The following is an 18,048-nucleotide window of genomic DNA, read 5'->3' on the forward strand; positions in this document are numbered from 1 at the left end:
TGCGCGCGAGGAGTTGCGTAGTTGGCAAGCCGAATGCGCAATTTCTTACGCATTCGGCTTTCCGGTTTTTCCTACATTCCCAGGGCGGACATGCACTCATCCATCGAGCGCTGTTGCGTTTCGGCATACAACTGCAGCTCATCGATGGTCGGTTGTCCCAGCGCTTGCTCGAATGCCTGGCGATTGGACTGTCCGACGTAGTGAATTTGAGCGGCATCGCCGAGGTTCGACTGGAAGATGCCGGCGGCGCTCACTGGCAGGAAGTCCTCGTACACCAGGGGTTCGGCGCGCAGGTATTGCGCTTCCAGCAAGCGTTCCAGCGAGACCGGTTGCTTGATCGTGCCTTTGGCAGCGAGGCCCTTTGGCGTCACGAAATAGCGAAAGTACGCCAATGCCTGTCGACGCAGCTCATCGTGGTTATCAGGGAACTGGGCAAAATGTTCGGTCATCAGTGCGTTATAGCGTTCGGCGTTGGCTTCGTTGGGAAACTCCCCCAGCGCATCCCGAGCGGCGTTCAGCAACTGATCGTAGAGTGCGCGACCTTTCGGGGTGAGGGCGGCGCCCCGTTGCTCGATTTCGCCGAAGCGGGCGCTGTGGCTGCCTTGGGATTGGGGCTGGTCGGTGAACGCTACAGGTTCGTCGAGCGCCTTGAAGCTGGTCTGCCGCAGTAGGATCGGGCAATGCCGACGAGGCGGGCCCTCGACGACTGCCTTCGGGGTAATGCCGTGCACGGGCATCTGGGCCTGCACGATGTCGATGTCCAGGGTGCGTGGCGTCAGGTGATTGATGTGCGGGCCCTTGAAAGCCACCACGTCGGCGATCAGCCGATGCTGGGCGCTCAGTTGCCGATATTGCTCGGCCGTGACGGTGGCGCTGTGGTGCCAGCGAAAGGTTTCCAGGGCCTGCAGGACGAAGTCATCAGCCTGTGGTTCGGTCAGACCACCTTGGCGTTCGGCCAGGTCGATGAGCTGGAGCGCCTCGGAGGTGAAGATCTGGCGCTTGTTCAGTACCGATTCGGCAAAGGCCCGGAGCTCGGCGTTTTCGATCAGTTCCAGACGCAGCAACGAGGTAAACACCCGGAACGGGCTGACCTGCAAGGCGCTTTCATGCACGGCTCGAAATGCCGTGGAATGCACAGGCACCCCGGCGGGCGTGAGGTCGTAGTAGCCCACCGGGTGCATGCCCATGACCGCGAACAGACGCCCCAGGGTTGCCAGTTCTGCGGCGGTGCCGACACGGATCGCGCCGTGGCGCTCCAGGTCCAGACGCTGGAGTTCACCGGTACTGCGCAAGTGTTCGGCCAAGTGCGGGTCGTTGACCAGCACCTGGGCATTGGTCTGTTCCACCAGGTTCATCAGTGCCCCGTACAGCGGCACCTCGTCGCGGTACATGTCGGACATCGCCTTGGAGAAGCGTTGGCGGATCAGGTCGGGACTGACGAAGCTCATTGTGAGAATTCCTGGCGCAAGCTGTGGGAAAGTGGAAGGAAAGATCGCAGCCTTCACCAGCGTCGACAAACGAAGAATCTTCAGGACTTCATTCTGTCAGGGACTGATCCGCCCACTTCACCGTGGCTCAGGCAGCCTTGAAGAGCGGCATCAAGGTCACTGGCCCAGGCCCTTGAGAAAGTCGCGATACAGCGCGGCGGTTCTCCCGGGTCGCTCGACCATGGGCATATGGCCTACCCCCTCCCAGATTTCCACACGCAAGTCGGCGATGCCCTTGCTCCATACGGGCACACTGCTGACGTCAATCAGCCGGTCCTTGCGACCCCAGAGCAGCAGCGAAGGCGCGCGGATGTCGGGCAGGCGCGGCTCCATCGGCGGGCTGGCGCGAAAATCCACGAAGATCTCTTCCAGTTCATCCCGGCGTTGCTCATAACGCTCGGCCAGCGCCGCCAGCACCACACTCGGCACCCACGGCGGCGAGGCCATCGTCATCGCGTAGAAAGGAGCGAAGTCGTCCCGCGAGCGCACCAGAAACGGGTTGTGGCCGGCTGCCAGGTGCCGCTCCATGTCGCTGGGTTCGGGCGCGGTGACGCCGGCCGGGTCGATCAGGGCCAGGGTGAGTATCCGTTCCGGGGAGGTCGCCGCCAGCCAGGCGGCGAGATGACCGCCCATGGAGTTGCCGATCACATGGACCTTGTCCAGGCCGCAGGCATCCAGCAGTTCGATCACCCGTCGGGCCTGGGTCGGGATGTCATAACCGCCGCCGGCCTTGAAGCCGGTTTCGCCATGACCGGCCAGGTCAGGAATCACCACCCGATAGTCGCTGACAAAATGCCGGGCAAAACGCAGCCAGAGGTTCTTGTCGGCGCTGTAGCCGTGCAGCATCAATATGCTGCCGGACGCTTCGTAGGGCCCGCCTTGCCAGGTCGACACGGTCATCTCGCTGATGGGCACCGTGATCTTGTGCAGTCGGTACAGACGCGCTTCCAGGGCCATGCCCATGTCGTACAGCACATGGCCGATGCCTGGATACGTCAGCCAGCTCCAGGCGATAAACACGGCGAGGACTACCCACAACACCAACATGCTTTGCCCTCCAGGGTCAGGACAGAATGTGATCGGCCAACCGGAGCCGACGAGTCAGATAGTGATAAGTGAAGCTGAAACCGGGGAACATCGCGACGACGTGGCCGCTTTTGCTTTGATACCAGCTGTGACAGCCGCCGGATTTCCATACGGTGCGTTGCATTTCCCGGTGGATCATTTCGGTGTAGCGCTGTTCGGCGGCAGGCTGCACTTCGATGCTGCGCAGGTTTTGCCGGTTCAAGGTGCGGATGCAGTCCAGGATGTAGTTCATCTGCGACTCGATGATGAACAGTGCCGAGGTGTGACCGATGCCGGTGTTGGGGCCGGTCACGATGAACAGGTTGGGGAAGTCCGGCAGGCTGGTACCCAGGTAGGCGCGCGGGTATTGGGCCCAGACGTCGTGCAGTCGGGTGCCGTTGCGGCCGGTGACGGGATAGGAAATCACCCCGTCGGTGGCGTCAAAGCCTGTCGACCAGATGATCAGGTCCAGTGGGATGTGCTGGCCGTCCCGGGTGATGATGCCGGTTTCATCGAGGGCGGCGATGCCGTGCTCCTGGCCATGCACGCTGACGTTGGCCCGGCACAGGGCCGGATACAACGTACTGGACAGGATGACGCGCTTGCAGCCGATCAGGTAGTCAGGGGTCAAGCGACGACGCAGAACCGGATCCGGCACTTGGCGTTCAAGCATGTTCAGGGCCTGGCGCTGGACCATGCGAACCGCCGGCCGTGAATATTTGAACGCAATCACCCGGGTTTCGAATTGCCAGTAGATCGACCAGCGCAACAGGGTGCGCATCGGCGCCAGGCTCAGCAACCAACGTTCGAGACGGTTGAACGTGCGGTCGCGGCGTGGCAGTACCCAGTGGGGCGTACGCTGAAACACGTGCAGATGGGCGACTTCTGGCGCAATGGCCGGGATGACTTGGGCGGCGCTGGCGCCACTGCCGACGATGGCAACGCGTTTGTGGCGATAGTCGTAGGTGTGGTCCCAATCATTGGTGTGAAACGTCTTGCCCTGGAAGCGATCCCGGCCTTCGAAATCAGGGATCACCGGTTGGCTGAGGGGGCCTGTGGCATTGATCAGGAATTGCGCATGAAAGGTCCCTAGGCTGGCGGTGTCGACGATCCAATGTCGGGCATTGTCGTCCCATGCCACCCGCTGCACATTCGCGCCCAGTTGTACCTTGTCCTGCAGGGCGAAGCGTTCGATCACGTGCCGGGTGTAGCGGTGCAGCTCCTCCTGGCCGGCGAACATCCGGCTCCAGTCGTAAGCGGCGAATGAGAGCGAATACAAGGGCGACGGCACGTCTACCGCCGCGCCGGGGTAGGTGTTCTGGCACCAGGTGCCGCCGAAGAAATTCCGTCGCTCCAAGAGCAGGAAATCCTTTATGCCCTCTTTGAGGAGATTGATTGCCGCGCACTGGCCCCCGAACCCGCTGCCGATGATCAACACCTGATAGCTGCGCATGGGCCTCCTTTCTGGTGGTGGTTGCCGATTCCCTTTGTCATGTATAGCCAAAATCCGAGGGGAGCCGTGCATTTGATGGCGAATAAATACCCCTTCATTGATGGTGGCTATTTGATGCTGCCCTGATAGACTTCAAATAACCCTATCCCACAACCCGGGAAGCCCTCGGTGCAGAGGCCTCTATGCAAAGAACGGGACGAAAGGGACTGTCATTGGCCAGGAGGCTTTACACCTCACGAATCCTGGGCCTGATGCTAGGGTTGTTGTTGGTGAGTGTCGCTGTCTATCCCCTTGACCCGGCACCCTGGGTCTGGTGGGCCATGCTGTTCAACGGCTTGTTATGGCCGCATGTGGCCTATCAGTGGGCCCGTCGCGCGGCGCAGCCGTACCAGGCCGAACGCCGAAACTTGCTGATCGACGCCTTTCTTGGCGGTTTCTGGGTCGTTGCGATGCAATTCAATCCGCTGCCCACGGCCGTTACGCTGGCAATGATGGCGATGAACAACGTCTCCATCGGGGGCTTGCGTTTTCTGTTCGCCGGGGCGGCGGTCCAAGTGACGGGCATCGCCCTGGGCCTGGCGATCTTCCCGTTGACCAGTGTGCCGATGACCAGTTCGGCGCAGCTCTATGCCAGTTTGCCTCTGTTGTGCATATATCCGCTGGCGTTGGGCTGGATCTGTTTTCGCCAGACCGACATCCTGGGCCGGCAAAAGCGCGAGTTGTTGGCCCTGAGCCGTACCGACAGCCTGACCGGTCTGCTCAATCATGGGGCGTGGAAGGACCGGCTTAACGAGGAGTTCCAGCGCTGCCTGCGACAGCCACACGATGGGGCTGGTCACGGCGTGATTGCGCTGATGGACATCGACCACTTCAAAGCCATCAATGACACCTATGGCCATGGCGCTGGTGACATCGTGTTGCGTCAGCTGGGCAAGATGCTCAAGCAAAACCTGCGGGCCACCGACATTGTCGGACGTTATGGGGGGGACGAGTTCTGCGTGATTCTGCCGGACCTGACGTTGCACAATGCCGTGCTGGCCATGGAGGCCCTGCGTGAGCGGTTCGCCCTGCTCGGCTACGAGCAGGCCCCCGCGCTAAAGGGCAGTCTGAGCATTGGCCTGGCCGCCTTCAACCCGGCCTATGGCGACGCCACTCTCTGGCTCAACGACGCCGACCAGGCGCTTTACGAGGCCAAGACCGGCGGGCGCAACCGGGTTGTTTGCCATCGGCAGTGCCAGATGCTCGAGGAACCGGCGGTTTCTTTCTGACCCAACCGAGGAAGAGGGTTTATTTGTGCTAAACACAAACAAGTCCTGTTCCAGCCGCACTGTGTTCCGGCCTGAACTATCCCCCTAGGATTGCTTCACTCAACCACTTGTGAAGGAATCCCTCATGCAACGTTTTACCCGTCGTTTGCTCGCCGCTTGTGCGTTCTCCGGTATTGTCGCCAGCACCGGCGCATTGGCTGATGCCCATCCCACCATTCGAGCCATGGCTGGCGCGGAGCCGGTCAACCAACTCCCGGCCGGTAAAACCGCGTTACTGGTAATCGATTTCCAGAACGAATATTTCACCGGCAAAATGCCCATCCCTGACGGCGCTGCTGCGTTGGCCAATACTCGCGAACTGATTGATTTCGCCGATGATCACCACATGCCGGTGTTCCATATCCAGCACATTGCGCCGGCCGGTTCGGCGGTGTTTGCCGAGGGTGGCGAAACCGTGAAATTCCATCCGGACATGCAGCCCCGGGCCCAGGATGTTGTCTTGCAAAAGACCACTGTCAGCGTCTTCGGCAGTACCGACCTGGACAAGCGTTTGAAGAGCGCTGGTATCGAAAACCTGATCATCTCCGGCCTCATGACCCACGCGTGCGTGGCCGGTGCTGCCCGTGATGCGGCGCCGCTTGGCTACAATGTGTTGGTCGCCTCCGATGCATCGGCTACCCGTGCGATCACCCGGGTCAGTGGCGAAGCGATCGACAAGGACGCCTTGCACAAGGCCGCACTGGCCGAGGTCGAGGATACTTTCGGTGATGTGATGACCACCGCCCAAATCATCAAGCTGCCGGTACGCTGAAAATATGAATCAGATGCTCGCCATGCGCGTGTTTCGCTGCATCGTGGAGGCTCAGGGGTTTTCAGCCGCGGCCGAACGACTGGATACCACTCATTCGTCGGTGTCGCGCAACTTGCAGCAATTGGAGTCTGTGCTGGGCGTGCGTCTGATCAATCGCAATACCCGACGCATGAGCCTTACGGCAGCAGGCGAGCGATACTACGCCGCTTGCGTGGATATTCTGGATCGCGTTGATGCCGCGTCCCAGGCGGTGACCCTGGAACAGGAACGGCCCTCCGGACTGCTGCGCATCAGTACCCCGCTGGTGATCGGTACGCTGGAGCTGGCCCGTTGGTTGCCGGGGTTCCAGGAGCGCTATCCGGACATCCAGGTCGATCTGTCCTGCTCGGATCCGCTTATCGATCTGGTAGCCGATGGGGTCGATGTGGCGTTACGGATTTGCGGGCCGCTGGCCGACAGCAGTCTTGTCGCGCGCTTGCTCAGCGTTTCGCCGCTGGTTCTGGTGGCGGCACCGGCCTATGTCTTCAAGCGCGGGCTGCCTCGCGGCGTTGCTGAACTCAACGACCATCGGCTGCTGACGTATGCCTCGGCCACGCAGTGGGTGCTGGTGGGGGAAGCAGGGGAGTCGAGCACGGTGGATTGCGCCAGCAGCTTTCACACGGACACCATCACCGCCTTGCACGCCTGCGCTCTGGCGGGCGGGGGCATTGCCGCGTTTACCCTGGCGACGGTGCAGGATGACTTGCTGACGGGAAGACTGGTGCGGATTCTGCCTGAGTACACGCTTGGGCAGCGGCACTACTATGCGCTTTACCCGCATGCGCGGAATTTGCCGGCCAAGGTTCGAGTGTTTGTGGATTACATGGCGCAGTATTACGGCGCCAGGAACTGATGGACCTTGGACTGAACAGCGCCGGGGCCTGAAAAGCCCGGACAACGTTGCGACGATTTGAACGATGTAGCTGAGCCGTGGCGAGGGAGTTCCCTCGTCACAATGGGGCAAGCCACAATGAATCAAACAGCCTTGGTGTGATCGGCTGGCCCGCGCAACGTCGCAATATCCCGCTTGGGCGGCATGCCAAACAAACGGCCGTACTCACGGCTGAACTGCGAGGGGCTTTCATAGCCCACTTTGAAGGCCGCACTCGCCACGTCCATATGTTCATTGAGCATCAAGCGCTTCGCTTCGTTCAACCGTAGCCACTTCTGATACTGCAGCGGACTCATCGCGGTGAGCTGGCGGAAGTGATGGTGGAAGGTGGGGGGGCTCATCTGCACACGCGCCGCGAGGTCCTCTACGCGGATGTGTTCGGTGTAATTCAATTTCAGCCAGTCGATGGCTTTGGCGATCCGGTAGCCCTGGCTGTCCACGGAGGCGATCTGACGCAGCCGCGAAGCCTGGTCGCTCATCAACAACCGATAATGAATTTCCTGTTGGATCAGCGGCGCCAGTACAGGGATCGCGTCAGGCTCATCCAGCAGCGCCAACAAGCGTGCGAACGGCGCCAGAAGCTCAGGTGTTGCTGTACCAATGCCTGCGCCAATTCCGATGGGCCGGTCTCGATACGGCGTCATGCCGCTCTGGGCGACCAGATCGGCGACCATGCGCAAGTCGAGCTTGAAGACCAGGCCCAGGCAAGGTTGCTCCGGGCTTGCCACAATCACTTCAGAATTGGCGGGGATGTCCAGCGAAGTGATGAGAAATCGTGTGGTGTCGTATCCATACGCCTTGCCACCTACCCATACCTGTTTCACGCCTTGGGCCACGAGCACGATGCTCGGTTCGATCATGCAGATGACGGGACGCGCCGGGGCTTCACGTCGAAAGAAACTAAGGCCGGCCACCGGCATATCAAAGTCCCCCGTCTGTGGGGTCCGGGCGTCAATGATTCCGGCGAGCGTCTCTTGCAGGGATTTGCGTTGGGTGGTCATGGCGGGTTCGGGGGTTGTCCAGGGCTGATAGCTATAGGCAGAACAGTAACTCGCCAAGCGAAGCGCTGCCTACCCGAACTGGGTGAACTCATAGGATCGGGCAAGAAAAGCAGCGCAATGCGCTACCTGAAATCCGGGTTGAGCGCTGAAAATTTGATCCGACCTGACTCAGGAGATCATTACTCAATGCATGTTCGAGCCTACGCGGGCGACACCCCTCGAATCACTCAAACAGAAGGACTATCCAGTGAAAAGAATGCTGCTTGCCCTCGGTCTGCTTATCGTCTCTTGCTCATCCATGGGGGCTGATATGTCCAACGGTGCTGACAACTTCTACAAAAGTGACAAGGTGACAGTGGAAAAGGTCGCCTTCAAGAATCAATACGGGATGGAGGTGGCAGGTAATCTGTTTGTCCCAAAGGGACTGGACCCGAAGGCGAAGAGCGCCGCCATCATCGTGGGTCATCCCATGGGCGCGGTGAAGGAGCAGAGTTCCAATCTGTACGCGACCAAAATGGCCGAGCAGGGTTTTGTTACGCTCTCCCTGGATTTGTCGTTCTGGGGGGAGAGTGAGGGTACGCCGCGCAATGCGGTGTTGCCGGACATGTACGCAGAGGATTACAGCGCTGCGGTGGATTTTCTCGGCACCCGGCCGTTCGTCAATCGCGAGCGCATCGGCATCATTGGTATCTGCGGCAGCGGCGCTTTCGTCATCAGCGCAGCCAAGATCGACCCGCGCCTGAAGGCCATCGCGACGGTCAGCATGTACAACCATGGCGACTTGTACCGCAAAGGCCTGGGTAACTCGACAACGGCGGAACAGAAAAAACAGTTCCTGGCCACGGCAGCCGAGCAGCGCTATGTGGAGTTTATCGGTGGAAAAACCGCGTACACCTCTGGCTCACCGCTGAAATTGACGGGCGATGCCATCGCGGATGAGTTCTTTGACTTCTACCGGACCCCGCGTGGCGAAGTCACTCCCGCCGGCGCTTCGCCGCAGACCACGACCATGCCCACGCTGTCCAGCAACGTCAAGTTCATGAACTTCTACCCGTTCGATGACATTGAAAGCATCTCGCCGCGTCCTTTGCTGTTTATCACCGGCTCCGAGGCGCACTCGCGTGAGTACAGTGAAGATGCCTACAAGCGGTCTGCGCAACCCAAAGAGTTGCTCATCATCCCGGGAGCCAACCATGTGGACCTTTACGACCGGGTGAACCTGATCCCGTTCGACAAGTTGGCCGGGTTCTTTCGCAACAATCTGAAGTAACTCCCTCAATCACGCCATCACTTGGCACCTCTTGTCCTGCGGCAGCGATCTTCGTTGCCGCAGTTCGTCCCCTCGAGTCTTCAGTGGACCCGACGCTCAAGAAACACAGGATTCATATCCCATGACCGATAGCGTATTGCCCATATCCCAAGACCGCCCCACGTGGAGCGCGGTGCTTGCCATGTCCCTCGCTACGTTCGCCCTCGTTGCATCGGAGTTCATGCCGGTCAGCCTGCTCACGCCCATTGCGGCCGATCTACACATTAGCGAAGGGCAGGCCGGTCAAGGCATCGCCGTGTCTGGCGCCTTCGCCCTGATCACCAGCCTGTTCATTGCATCGATTGCCGCTAGGGTGGACCGTAAAAGTTTGCTCCTGCTGCTGACACTGTTGATGATCATTTCTGGAACCGTGGTCTCATTGGCACCCAATTACGCGGTATTCATGGCCGGACGCGCACTGATCGGCGTTGCGATTGGCGGCTTTTGGTCGTTGTCAGCCGCCACGGCCATGCGGCTGGTGCCGGATCACCAGATCCCACGGGCCTTGGCGATCGTCAATGGCGGCAACGCGTTGGCGACGGTGGTGGCGGCGCCGCTGGGCAGTTTTCTTGGGCAGATAATCGGTTGGCGTGGCGCGTTCTTTTGCATTGTGCCTGTCGCCGCCACCGCTTTGGTCTGGCTGCTGTTACGCCTGCCCTCCATGCCGGCACAGACGAAGCAGGGCAGCGCCAACGTGTTCAAATTGATGGCGCGGGGCCCCATAGCCTTGGGCATGCTGGCTGCCAGCGCATTCTTCATGGGTCAATTCATGTTGTTCACCTATCTACGACCGTTCCTTGAAACGGTGACGCAGATGAGCGTGTCTTTGCTTTCGTTTGCATTGCTGGTGATTGGCGTGGCCGGTTTGCTGGGTACCTTTGTGATCGGTGCGTTCTTGAAAAATGGCCTGTATCGGACGCTCATCGTCATCCCGTTGCTGATGGCAGCGATTGCACTTGCCCTGGTGGGGTTCGGGGCGTCGGCAACCATCACGATTATCCTGCTGGGGCTTTGGGGGTTAGTGGCCACCGCTGCCCCCGTCGGCTGGTGGACCTGGCTGGCGCGAACGCTGCCAGATGATGCCGAAGCAGGGGGCGGATTGATGGTCGCGATCATCCAGCTTGCGATTGCGGCGGGTGCCACGGTGGGCGGCATCCTTTTCGATCTGAGCGGCTATCAGGCGACTTTCGAAGCCAGCGCGGCTGTGCTGGGTGGTGCAGCCGTTCTCGGTATCCTGGCTGCACGGGCCGCGGTTCGGGATTGCCCAGACATCCGCGCCCGGGCGCAGGCCAAGGCCGTTTGAGCAGATGACCGTTGAGCGCCTGCGGTTGGTGGCACATTGATATATTGGTAGGCTAGGGGCTCGTTACCTATCGAGTGGGTCAGTGTGACTACCGAGCGAATTTTCCAGTTGGAGCAAGCCCTTATGGCCGTGATCGCTGCGGCGGGAAAGATGGGGGTCTGCAGTGATGAACTGTGCGCGCAGGCGGTGGGCGGGTTGATGTTTGAACACCATTGGAGCTGGACAAACGCACAGTACGCGCAAGGGGCGGCCGACGAGATCGACAACGCGTTGAGCCTTCTCGTAGGGAAACCGCCGGTGGAAAACAGGTCGCCGGCGATTGAGACCGGCGCCAATGCGTTGCTCAATCCGCCAGCTAATTCGCGGTCTGTCAGTTTTATTTGATACGAGTGTGCGCCCATTTGCGTGTGCGCCCTCATCGCGAGCAAGCTTTGCTCCCACAGGGTAAATGCTTGGAGGTTAATGCTGCGAGCGATACTCCGGCGCGGCTTCCAGCGAGGTCTTGTGAGCGTTTTCCTTGGACGTTTGCCCCTGCGTATCGGGTAGCGAGGCGACATGAACGGTACGGGCCGGGATCGCAAATCGCACACCGATTCTGGCGAATTCTTCCATCATGCCCAGGTTGATCGCCTGTTGGACATCCATGTAAACGTTGTAGCTGGGGTCCAGCACGATGTACACCGTTTCGAATTCCAGTGCGCTCTCGCCGAAACCGCGAAAGTGCGAGCGGTCGAAGCGGGTCTTTTCCTGAGCCTTGATGATGTTCTCGACGATGACCGGCACTTGCCTTAGCTGTTCTGTCGAGCAGTCATGGGGCAGGGCGAATTCAAAGACGATCCGTCGTTCCTGAAGCCGTTTGTAGTTCTGAATGGTGGTGCTGATCATTCCGGCATTGGCCATCACGATCTGCTCGCCACCCAGGCTACGGATCCGCGTGGTTTTCAAGCCGACATGTTCCACGGTGCCGGCCAGGGAACCCACGACAATGAAGTCGCCGACCTCGAACGGTTTGTCCACGGCGATGGACAGCGAGGCGAACAGATCACCGAGGATATTCTGCACCGCCAGCGCCACGGCGATACCACCGACCCCGAGGCTGGCGATAAAGGCGGTGATGTTCACGCCCAGGTTGGAGAGCATCGCCAGGAGCACCACGGCCCAGAGAAACACCTTCGCGCCCCACAGGCTCAGGGTGGCCAACGCGCTTTTCTGGTGGATGTCGGAGTGGCTGTGGCGGGCGAAATAGTGCAGCAACGCCAGGGCAATTGCCCGGTTGGCCCAGAGCCCCACCTGCAAGGCTGCGACCACGAACCAGAGGCTGCTGACCCGGTCAAGCCAACGCTCCGGCAGGTCCAGGACGCCGACGCCAATGAGGATGGAGGCCAGTAACAACAGCGTATTGCTGGTGCTGGACAGGACTTCGACGGCGATGTGGCTGACATACGCATCGGGTTTCTGTGCCCGGGCCTGCACTTTTCTCAACAGCAAGCCGATGCCGGCCCTGACGATGATAAAACTCACCACCATCACACCCAGGGCCAGGAGCCAGTTGGCGATGGAGATGCCGAGTAATTGGGTATCGGTAAGGAACTGAAGAGAGCTTGAGTCCATGTGAACGGTCACCTGTGCCATTGCTGTTCAGGTTTTGGCCCTTGCCGACTTTGGTGTGAGAACCTGGGCAGGGCATGAACCTGGTTAGTTCGCGCAAAGCACGGGCCGTTCAATTTTGTTCTGCGCGAGCAGTTGCGTAGGAGAGTGCTGGCGGCGTAGTTTCCTGGGCAGAACCTCTGTCAGAGCAATGCCATGCACATGACCGAACTGAGCAATGAGGAGTTGGAGCCGTTGCGCCAGGCGCTGATCCTGGCGGGTCTGCCTGTGGACGACCTGAACCAGCAGGGCCGACGTTTTTTCAGCTTCAGGCAAGCAGACGCTCAGACAGCGTTTGGCGGGATCGAGGGGGAGGGCGCGGACCGATTGTTACGCTCTCTGGTGGTCCCTGAGGGGCTGCGGGGGCGCGGCATAGGCGCAGCGATGCTGGTCGCTCTGGAAGAGTTTGCGAAAAACCAAGGCGTAGAACGCCTTCACCTGCTCACTGCCAGTGTTGCTAGCTTCTTTGTCGCCCAGGGGTATCAGCCGCGTGACCGGTCGCTGGCGCCGATGTCGATCAGCGAAACGGCCCAATTCAGATCATTGTGCCCGGCCTCGGCGGCCTACCTGAGCAAATGCCTCATCTAACGCAGTAGATGCACGGCCAGGCCGGTCAGTCCGCATCCCAGTAGCACCTGGATGACGCCGCGTTTGTAGCGAAACAGCGCAATGGCGGCGGCGAGCGCGATGATTGCCGACGGCCAGTCCAGCGCACCGGAAAAACCGCTGGGCCAAAGCACGTGGTAACCGAAGAAGCAGGCCAGGTTGAGGATCACCCCGACCACGGCGGCAGTAATCGCCGTCAGCGGTGCGGTGAATTTCAGCTCGTTATGCGTCGACTCCACCAATGGCCCACCCGCGAGGATGAACAGGAATGAGGGCAGGAACGTAAACCAGGTCACCAGCGTGGCTGCAACCGCGCCAGCGAGGAAGGCCTGTTCAGGGCCGAACACCTGCATCACGTAGCCACCGACGAAGCCGACGAAAGCGACCACCATGATCAACGGGCCGGGAGTGGTTTCGCCGAGGGCCAGACCATCGATCATCTGTGTCGGGGTCAGCCAGCCGAAATGTTCGACAGCGCCTTGATACACATAGGGCAGAACCGCATAGGCGCCACCAAACGTCAGCAAGGCCGCCTTGGTGAAGAACCAGGCCATTTGCGTCAGGGTGCCTTCCCAGCCGAACAACAGGGCCAACACACCCATCGGCAAGGCCCACAGCAGGGCGCCGATGATCGCCAGCCGGGCCAGTCGCAAGGCGCTGAAGCGGGCATGCTCCGGGGGCGGGGTGTCATCGTCGATCAATGCCGGGCCAAAGGACTGATGCGTGGCGTTGTGGCCGCCCAGGCTGAACTTTTCCGGTGCCCAGCGGCCGCCGAAGTACCCGATGACCGCCGCTCCCAGCACGATCAGCGGGAAGGGGAGATTGAAAGCGAATATCGCGGTGAACGAGCCGGCGGCGATGGCCCACAGCCAACTGTTCTTGAGCGCGCGCGAACCTATCCGGTGGGCGGCATGCACGACGATCGCGGTCACGGCTGGCTTGATGCCATAAAAAATCCCGGCCACCACCGGCACTTCGCCAAAGGCGACATACAGCCAGGACAATGTGATGAGAATGAACAGCGAAGGCAGCACGAACAGCGCCCCGGCAATGATCCCGCCCCAGCTGCGGTGCATCAGCCAGCCCAGGTACGTCGCCAATTGCTGCGCCTCGGGGCCTGGCAGCAGCATGCAGTAATTGAGGGCATGCAGAAAGCGTCGTTCGGAAATCCAGCGTCGGCGCTCCACCAGCTCCTGGTGCATGATCGAGATTTGTCCTGCCGGCCCACCGAAACTGATAAAGCCCAGCTTGAGCCAGAACCAGAACGCCTCGCGCAAGCTGATGGCCGAGGGGCTGGACAACGGGTCGTCGACGGTCGGGATGGGTTTATTCATGGTCGGCCGGTGCTTGAATGGCAAAGGCGACCTACGTTATGGGGCGTTACGCAATTTTGATAGCCCTGGCAAAGCGATTCATGAAAAAAACCGGCTTTCCGGGATTGTCGCCATTGGGGGGATTTCCCGGCCAGAACGGGTGAATTTGACAGGGCCATGCGCAGGATTTTGGATCCATTGAGCCACCCATCGGCTATGCCACACCGGCAAATTGCCGCCCCCCCAGGCGGTAGGCTAAGCTCACGAATATTGGGGGCTTTGAGGGTTTCGCTCATGCTTTGCCCCCCTCAGGAATTCGCTTGCCTATCCCCCATTTTGATCCGTTCCATGTCCCCGGCGGTGCCCTCAAGCGCCTGCCGTTGCTCAAGGCAGCGGTGGCGTTTATCGCGGCGGTCTGCCTGTGCCTGTGTGGCCTGCTTTTTTTGCAACTGGAACAGTCTCGTCGCTACGATCTGGAGTCGGCGCGCACCGCCTCAGCCAACCTCACCCGGGCCATGGCCCAACAGGCTCAGGACACGTTCCAGCAGACAGACCTGGTCCTGACCAGCCTGGCGGACTGGATAGAGAGCGACGGTTTCGATCCGGCGCTGCAACCACGTCTGCAGAAAACCTTTGCCCGGCGCGTGCAAGCACTGGAGCAATTGCATGGCCTGTTCCTGTTCGACAAGCACGGTCAATGGGTCATTACGTCCTTTGAACAACTGCACAGGGGCCCAGGGGTGGCAGATCGGGACTACTTTACGTTCCATCAGCAGAACACCGCCCTGATCGCTCATATCGGGCCGGCTATCCGCAGTCGACAAAATGGCGAGTGGATCATCCCGGTGTCGCGGCGCTTGAATGATCAGGACGGCAATTTCCAGGGCGTATTGTTGGCCGGGATCAAGATGTCGTACTTCGATCGATTCTTCGAAAGCTTCAGCCTCGCTGATCAAGACGAGATGGTCCTGGCCTTGTCCGACGGGACCTTGCTGGCCCGGCGCCCCTTCGACGAGGCGAAAATCGGTCGATCCCTGGCTGAGGAACCGGTCTTTCAGCATGAGTTGTACAGCGAAGGCGCCGGTACCGCGACCATCCGCTCCGCTGCCGATGGCGTCCTCAGGCTCTATGACCACCAGCATTTACAGGCCTATCCGCTGGTGGTGACCGCCGCGATGTCCGAACAGGCGATCCTGGCGGGTTGGCACGACAGAGCCTTCAAATCCAGTCTCATCGTAGCGGTGGTGGTATTAGGTATCTGCCTGTTCGGCTGGGTGTTCGTGCGTCAGGTGCGCAACAGCGAACGGATCGAAGCGGACCTGCGCAAGGCCCAGGAAGCGTTGGAGCTGATTGCCACCCATGACAGCCTGACTGGGCTTGCGAACCGTCGGCTGTTCGAGCGGGCCCTGGACATCGAGTTCGGCCGGGGCGCCCGCCAGCGCAGCCCCTTGAGCCTGATCATGCTCGATATCGATTTCTTCAAGCGTTACAACGACACCTACGGCCACGTGGCCGGGGATCATTGTCTGGCAGAAATGGCGAAGGTGCTCAAGGGTTGCTGTCATCGCAAGGCTGACCTTGCCGTGCGTTATGGCGGCGAGGAGTTCGCGGTGCTGCTGCCCGATACCAACCTGCAAGGGGCCTTGGCCCTGGCCGAGCAGATCCGCCGCAGCGTTATCGACCAACACATCACCCATGCCGGCTCTCCTACCGGCTACTTGACGGTGAGCCTGGGCTGCTACGCGTTTGTGCCCAGCAGTCTGGACAGTATTGAAGTGTTCCTCCAGCGGGCCGACGCGGCGCTTTATCAGGCCAAGCACAGCGGACGCAACCGAGTGGCGGCGTTATCGATGGAAGACGGGTTTGATACGCTGGCGCGCTCGGATCGTTGAGGTCGCAGAAATCATCAAAATCGATGGCCGGGAGATCGTAAGTCGTTGCAACCACCACGGTGGCTTGTCGGTCACAGCTAGTGTCCTGGATCTGGAGCCCTGGCCCGATGAAAAACCTGCGCATAGCGACCTTCAATATCAACGGCATCCGGGCCCGACTGCCCAATCTGCTGGAGTGGCTGGAGCGGGAGAAACCCGACATTGTCTGCTTGCAGGAACTCAAGGCAGCGGACAAGGATTTCCCCACAGCGCAGCTGGAATCGGTCGGTTACGGATCGCTCTGGCACGGCCAGGCGTCCTGGAATGGCGTTGCGATCCTGGCCCGTGATGCGCAACCGCTGGAGAGCCGCCGTGGTTTGCCCGGTGGTGACGATGACCGCCACAGTCGTTACCTGGAGGCTGCGGTGCATGGCGTGCTGGTGGGTTGTCTTTATCTGCCTAACGGCAACCCGCAACCTGGGCCCAAATTCGATTACAAACTGGCCTGGTTCGAACGGCTGATCGCTTATGCCCAGGGGCTGCAGGCCAGCGATCATCCGGTGGTGCTGGCGGGTGATTACAACGTGGTGCCCACCGACCTGGACATCTACAACCCGCGTTCCTGGCTCAAGGATGCCCTGCTGCAACCCGAAAGCCGCGAGTGTTACCAAAGGTTGCTCGACCAGGGTTGGACCGATTCGTTGCGCCATCTGTACCCGGACGAGCGGGTATACACCTTCTGGGATTATTTCCGTCAGCACTGGCAAAAGAACTCCGGGCTGCGCATCGATCACCTGCTGCTCAACCCGGCGGCCAGTCCTTACCTGAGCGAGGCGGGCGTGGACGCATGGGTCAGGAATCAACCACATCCCAGCGACCATGCTCCGACCTGGATCCGGCTCGCTTCGCGAAAACGTCGGTGAGGGAGCGAGGTCTGCGGTCGGTTATTGTCTCGCAAAGGCGAATGCCTTATATCTGCACCCCAGCAGCGGACTTTTTGTAAGCCCTGCACTGGACAGGAAAGGACATCCTCATGAGCCAAACCCGACTGAATGATTCGGGCCGTTATCTGCAACGCCTGGGCTTCGACACACCGCCAGCCCCGACCCTCGACACCTTGCGCCTGCTTCAACGACGCCACACCGCCGAGTTCCCCTTTGAAACCCTTTCGACGCTGCTGGGCCAACCCGTCCCCATCGACCTCGAATCAGTGGAGCGAAAAGTCTTCGAACAAGGCCGCGGCGGTTACTGCTATGAGCTCAATCAATTGTTCCTGGCGCTGCTGTTGGAACTGGGCTTCGAAGCCCGGGGCATCACCGGACGGGTGGTGATGAATGCCCCCGAGGGTGCCTGGCCCGCCCGCACCCACCGCCTCAGCCTGGTGACGCTTGACGGCGTGCGTTACACCACCGATGTCGGCTTCGGCGGCATGGTGCCTACTGCGCCGCTGCTGCTGGACAGCCGTGACACCCAGGCCACTCCCCACGAACCCTATCGCATCGAGGTTCACCCGGACGGCTATCTGCTGCGTGCCTGCGTGGCCGACGAATGGCGGCCGATGTACCTGTTCGATCTGCAGCGCCAGGAAGACATCGACTACACCGTCGGCAATTGGTACGTCAGCAACCACCCCGAGTCGCCATTCATGGGCCGGTTGATGGTGGCTCGCACTGGCGATGGATTGCGCAAGACCCTGAACGGCAACAGCTATGCCTTGCACCGGATAGGCGAGCAAAGCGAGCGCCGGACAATCACCGACGCCGACGAACTGATCGACCTGCTGGAAAACGAGTTTGGTCTGCGCGTACCGCCACGTGAGCTTTTACGGCCCGCCGTGGTTGGGCTTCTGTAACGAAGTGGGGTAGCAGGGGAAGCGCAAGGATCCGCGGGAGAGGATGGCTGTGCGCAACAAGTTGTATACAACTCTATGGACATTTGTCCTGAGTTTTGAATACAGTGTGCGCATAACAAAAAACAGGGAAC

The 18,048-nt window shown here is 60.3% G+C and carries 16 protein-coding genes; 10 read left to right on the forward strand and 6 right to left on the reverse strand.

The window, feature by feature from the left end:
• Positions 1-71: 71 nt before the first annotated feature.
• From hglS to BW979_RS12940, 3 genes are all read right to left on the reverse strand, one after another.
• A complete protein-coding gene (hglS, locus tag BW979_RS12930) occupies positions 72-1,448 on the reverse strand; it encodes a 2-oxoadipate dioxygenase/decarboxylase HglS (protein WP_076383954.1) in 1,377 nt (458 codons plus the stop codon).
• 156 nt (positions 1,449-1,604) lie between these two features.
• Positions 1,605-2,534 (reverse strand): alpha/beta fold hydrolase, encoded by a 930-nt coding sequence (locus BW979_RS12935; RefSeq protein ID WP_047228524.1) that lies wholly within the window; start codon positions 2,532-2,534, stop codon positions 1,605-1,607.
• A gap of 16 nt (positions 2,535-2,550) precedes the next feature.
• The gene (locus BW979_RS12940; RefSeq protein WP_076383955.1) at positions 2,551-4,005 is read right to left on the reverse strand and encodes a flavin-containing monooxygenase; all 1,455 of its coding nucleotides are present in this window, start codon (positions 4,003-4,005) and stop codon (positions 2,551-2,553) included.
• A gap of 182 nt (positions 4,006-4,187) precedes the next feature.
• Between BW979_RS12940 and BW979_RS12945 the strand changes: the two genes are divergently transcribed.
• The 3 genes from BW979_RS12945 (at position 4,188) to BW979_RS12955 (ending at position 6,976) form a co-directional block, all read left to right on the forward strand.
• Positions 4,188-5,273 carry a diguanylate cyclase gene (locus BW979_RS12945; RefSeq protein WP_076383956.1) on the forward strand — a complete coding sequence of 362 codons (1,086 nt, stop codon included), beginning with the start codon at positions 4,188-4,190 and terminating at the stop codon, positions 5,271-5,273.
• 124 nt (positions 5,274-5,397) lie between these two features.
• On the forward strand, positions 5,398-6,084 hold the full coding sequence (locus BW979_RS12950) for a cysteine hydrolase family protein (RefSeq protein ID WP_076383957.1): 687 nt from the start codon (positions 5,398-5,400) through the stop codon (positions 6,082-6,084).
• A 4-nt stretch (positions 6,085-6,088) separates the two neighbouring features.
• Positions 6,089-6,976 (forward strand): LysR family transcriptional regulator, encoded by an 888-nt coding sequence (locus BW979_RS12955; protein ID WP_076383958.1) that lies wholly within the window; start codon positions 6,089-6,091, stop codon positions 6,974-6,976.
• Between the two features lie 122 nt (positions 6,977-7,098).
• Here the strand turns inward: BW979_RS12955 and BW979_RS12960 are convergent, their stop codons facing one another.
• A complete protein-coding gene (locus tag BW979_RS12960) occupies positions 7,099-8,016 on the reverse strand; it encodes an AraC family transcriptional regulator (protein ID WP_076383959.1) in 918 nt (305 codons plus the stop codon).
• A gap of 247 nt (positions 8,017-8,263) precedes the next feature.
• Between BW979_RS12960 and BW979_RS12965 the strand changes: the two genes are divergently transcribed.
• The 3 genes from BW979_RS12965 to BW979_RS12975 all read left to right on the forward strand — a co-directional run bounded on the left by BW979_RS12965 (position 8,264) and on the right by BW979_RS12975 (position 11,012).
• On the forward strand, positions 8,264-9,286 hold the full coding sequence (locus tag BW979_RS12965) for an alpha/beta hydrolase (RefSeq protein ID WP_076386596.1): 1,023 nt from the start codon (positions 8,264-8,266) through the stop codon (positions 9,284-9,286).
• A gap of 121 nt (positions 9,287-9,407) precedes the next feature.
• Entirely contained in the window at positions 9,408-10,628 is a 1,221-nt protein-coding gene (locus tag BW979_RS12970; protein ID WP_076383960.1) for an MFS transporter, read from the forward strand.
• A 123-nt stretch (positions 10,629-10,751) separates the two neighbouring features.
• On the forward strand, positions 10,752-11,012 hold the full coding sequence (locus tag BW979_RS12975) for a hypothetical protein (RefSeq protein ID WP_177345114.1): 261 nt from the start codon (positions 10,752-10,754) through the stop codon (positions 11,010-11,012).
• Positions 11,013-11,087: 75 nt separating this feature from the next.
• Here the strand turns inward: BW979_RS12975 and BW979_RS12980 are convergent, their stop codons facing one another.
• Positions 11,088-12,239, reverse strand: coding sequence for a mechanosensitive ion channel family protein (locus BW979_RS12980; RefSeq protein ID WP_047228517.1), 1,152 nt, complete (start codon positions 12,237-12,239; stop codon positions 11,088-11,090).
• A gap of 192 nt (positions 12,240-12,431) precedes the next feature.
• Here BW979_RS12980 and arsN2 point away from each other — a divergent pair, with 192 nt between their 5' ends.
• Complete coding sequence (gene arsN2 / locus BW979_RS12985) at positions 12,432-12,863, forward strand: arsenic resistance N-acetyltransferase ArsN2 (protein WP_047228516.1); 432 nt, start codon at positions 12,432-12,434, stop codon at positions 12,861-12,863.
• Here arsN2 and chrA read toward each other — a convergent pair.
• Positions 12,860-14,215 (reverse strand): chromate efflux transporter, encoded by a 1,356-nt coding sequence (gene chrA, locus BW979_RS12990; RefSeq protein ID WP_047228515.1) that lies wholly within the window; start codon positions 14,213-14,215, stop codon positions 12,860-12,862. The two genes, arsN2 and chrA, sit on opposite strands and share 4 nt — an antisense overlap.
• Positions 14,216-14,514: 299 nt before the next feature.
• On the opposite strand from chrA, the gene BW979_RS12995 reads away from it, so the two are divergent.
• The 3 genes from BW979_RS12995 to BW979_RS13005 all read left to right on the forward strand — a co-directional run bounded on the left by BW979_RS12995 (position 14,515) and on the right by BW979_RS13005 (position 17,917).
• Positions 14,515-16,086: a sensor domain-containing diguanylate cyclase gene (locus tag BW979_RS12995; protein WP_047228514.1), complete on the forward strand. Its 1,572-nt coding sequence runs from the start codon at positions 14,515-14,517 to the stop codon at positions 16,084-16,086.
• 107 nt (positions 16,087-16,193) lie between these two features.
• A complete protein-coding gene (gene xth, locus BW979_RS13000; protein WP_047228513.1) occupies positions 16,194-16,988 on the forward strand; it encodes an exodeoxyribonuclease III in 795 nt (264 codons plus the stop codon).
• 110 nt (positions 16,989-17,098) lie between these two features.
• The gene (locus BW979_RS13005; protein ID WP_076383962.1) at positions 17,099-17,917 is read left to right on the forward strand and encodes an arylamine N-acetyltransferase family protein; all 819 of its coding nucleotides are present in this window, start codon (positions 17,099-17,101) and stop codon (positions 17,915-17,917) included.
• The last annotated feature ends 131 nt before the right edge of the window (positions 17,918-18,048 follow it).

The sequence above is a fragment of the Pseudomonas sp. A214 genome, from assembly GCF_900156295.1.
Classification (GTDB): domain Bacteria; phylum Pseudomonadota; class Gammaproteobacteria; order Pseudomonadales; family Pseudomonadaceae; genus Aquipseudomonas; species Aquipseudomonas rhizophila.

Coding starts and splice junctions, on each gene's coding strand:
- BW979_RS12955 (WP_076383958.1), top strand. CDS start 6,089: ATGAATCAGATGCTCGCCATGCGCGTGTTTCGCTGCATCGTGGAGGCT.
- chrA (WP_047228515.1), bottom strand. CDS start 14,215: ATGAATAAACCCATCCCGACCGTCGACGACCCGTTGTCCAGCCCCTCG.
- BW979_RS12975 (WP_177345114.1), top strand. CDS start 10,752: ATGGCCGTGATCGCTGCGGCGGGAAAGATGGGGGTCTGCAGTGATGAA.
- BW979_RS12980 (WP_047228517.1), bottom strand. CDS start 12,239: ATGGACTCAAGCTCTCTTCAGTTCCTTACCGATACCCAATTACTCGGC.
- BW979_RS12970 (WP_076383960.1), top strand. CDS start 9,408: ATGACCGATAGCGTATTGCCCATATCCCAAGACCGCCCCACGTGGAGC.
- hglS (WP_076383954.1), bottom strand. CDS start 1,448: ATGAGCTTCGTCAGTCCCGACCTGATCCGCCAACGCTTCTCCAAGGCG.
- BW979_RS13005 (WP_076383962.1), top strand. CDS start 17,099: ATGAGCCAAACCCGACTGAATGATTCGGGCCGTTATCTGCAACGCCTG.
- xth (WP_047228513.1), top strand. CDS start 16,194: ATGAAAAACCTGCGCATAGCGACCTTCAATATCAACGGCATCCGGGCC.
- BW979_RS12960 (WP_076383959.1), bottom strand. CDS start 8,016: ATGACCACCCAACGCAAATCCCTGCAAGAGACGCTCGCCGGAATCATT.
- arsN2 (WP_047228516.1), top strand. CDS start 12,432: ATGCACATGACCGAACTGAGCAATGAGGAGTTGGAGCCGTTGCGCCAG.
- BW979_RS12940 (WP_076383955.1), bottom strand. CDS start 4,005: ATGCGCAGCTATCAGGTGTTGATCATCGGCAGCGGGTTCGGGGGCCAG.
- BW979_RS12935 (WP_047228524.1), bottom strand. CDS start 2,534: ATGTTGGTGTTGTGGGTAGTCCTCGCCGTGTTTATCGCCTGGAGCTGG.
- BW979_RS12945 (WP_076383956.1), top strand. CDS start 4,188: ATGCAAAGAACGGGACGAAAGGGACTGTCATTGGCCAGGAGGCTTTAC.
- BW979_RS12950 (WP_076383957.1), top strand. CDS start 5,398: ATGCAACGTTTTACCCGTCGTTTGCTCGCCGCTTGTGCGTTCTCCGGT.